Here is a 1845-nt window from a genome sequence, read left to right as displayed (position 1 = left end):
CGCCGGCCGCACCGGCCGCCGCACAGCAGCCGCCGGCCGCCGCGCCGGCCGCGGTCGCCGATACCGACAGCGAGTTCGCCAGCAATGCCGCCAACCCGGACAACTGGGGCGGCATCGGCCGCGACTTCGGCCTGACCCGGCACAGCCCGCTGGCCGAGATCAACCGCGACAACGTCAAGAACCTGAAGATGTCGTGGGAGATGAAGACCGACGCCACCCGCGGCCATGAAGGCCAGCCGCTGGTGGTGGGCGGCACCATGTACATGGTCAGCGCCTATCCGAACAACGTGTTCGCGATCGACCTGTCGCAGGAAGACGCCGGCAAGGTGCTGTGGAAGTACACCCCGCAGCAGGACGAGCGCGCCGTCGCGGTGGCCTGCTGCGACACGGTCAACCGTGGCGCGTCCTACGCCGACGGCAAGGTGGTGTTCGGCAGCCTCAGCGGCGACGTGATCGCACTCGATGCCAAGACCGGCAAGGAAGTGTGGAAGCAGAAGCTCGCCTATCCCGAAAAGGGCGAGACCATCACCATGGCCCCGATCATCGCCGACGGCAAGGTCGTGGCCGGCATCAGCGGCAACGAGTTCGGCGTGCGCGGGCGGGTCGCCGCGTACGCGCTGGCCGACGGCAAGCAGGCCTGGTCCTGCGAGGCCACCGGCACCGACAAGGACATCTGCCTCGGCCCGGACTTCAACAAGGCCAATCCGCAGCACGGCCAGCTCGGCGACCTCGGCCAGAAGACCTATCCCGACGAAGGCTGGAAGCGCGGCGGCGGCGCGGCGTGGGGCTGGTACAGCTACGACCCGAAACTCAAGCTGGTCTACTACGGCACCGGTAATCCGGGCCTGTGGAGCCCGTCGTACCGCTGCGGCAAGACCACGCAGAAGGAATGCGACACCGGCGAGTACGACAACAAGTGGTCGATGACGCTGTTCGCGCGCAAGATCGACACCGGCGAGGCGGTGTGGGGCTACCAGAAGACCCCGTTCGACCAATGGGACTACGACGGCGTCAACGAGCCGATCCTGGTCGACCTGACCATCGACGGCAAGCAGGTGCCGTCGGTGGTGCAGTTCGACCGTAACGGCTTCGCCTATGTGCTCGACCGCCGCGACGGCACCCTGCTGCGCGCCAACAAGTTCGTGCCGGCCAACTGGGCCGAGCGCATCGACATGAAGACCGGGCGCCCGGTCAAGGTCGCGGCGCACTCGCCGCTGGAACGCGGCCGCAAGGTCGAGGCGTTCCCGGCGGCGATGGGCGGCAAGGACCAGCAGCCGTGCTCGGTGGACCCGTCCAATTCGGCGGTGTTCTTCTGCGGCACCAACAATTGGCACATGGAGCTGGACCCGCAGGAGCGCGGCAACACCATGATGGGCCTGCCGTACGTGTTCGCCAACGTGCTGATGAAGCCGAACGAGCCGGGCGCGTTGGGCATCGTCAAGGCGTTCGACGTGGTCGAAGGCAAGTCCAAGTGGGAGATCAAGGAGAAGTTCCCGGTGTGGAGCGGCACCCTGGTCACCGATGGCGGGCTGGTGTTCTACGGCACGCTGGACGGCTGGTTCCGCGCGGTGGACAAGGACACCGGCAAGAAGCTGTGGGAGACCAAGCTGCCCTCGGGCATCATCGGCAACCCGATCGCCTACAAGGCCAACGGCCACCAGTACGTGGCGGTGTTCTCGGGCATCGGCGGCTGGATCGGCCTGCCGGTCGCCGCCGGCCTGGATCCGGGCGATCCGTACGGTGCGCTGGGTGCGGCCGGCCTGGCCTTCAGCAACGGCTTCGACAAGATCCCGTTGGGCGGCATGGTGCACACCTTCCGCATCGACGGCGCCGGCAAGACCGTCA

General features: G+C 67.5%; 1 protein-coding gene. It reads left to right on the top strand.

All coding sequences use genetic code 11. The features are described 5' to 3' along the window. Positions 1 to 1845, top strand: a 1845-nt coding sequence (locus tag D588_RS0122395; RefSeq protein WP_017917591.1) for a methanol/ethanol family PQQ-dependent dehydrogenase, incomplete at both ends; no start/stop codon positions are given.

Origin of the sequence: Xanthomonas sp. SHU 308, assembly GCF_000364645.1 — a bacterium.
In the GTDB taxonomy this organism is placed as follows: Bacteria; Pseudomonadota; Gammaproteobacteria; order Xanthomonadales; family Xanthomonadaceae; genus Xanthomonas_A; species Xanthomonas_A sontii.
This window is presented reverse-complemented; position numbering and strand designations above follow the sequence as displayed.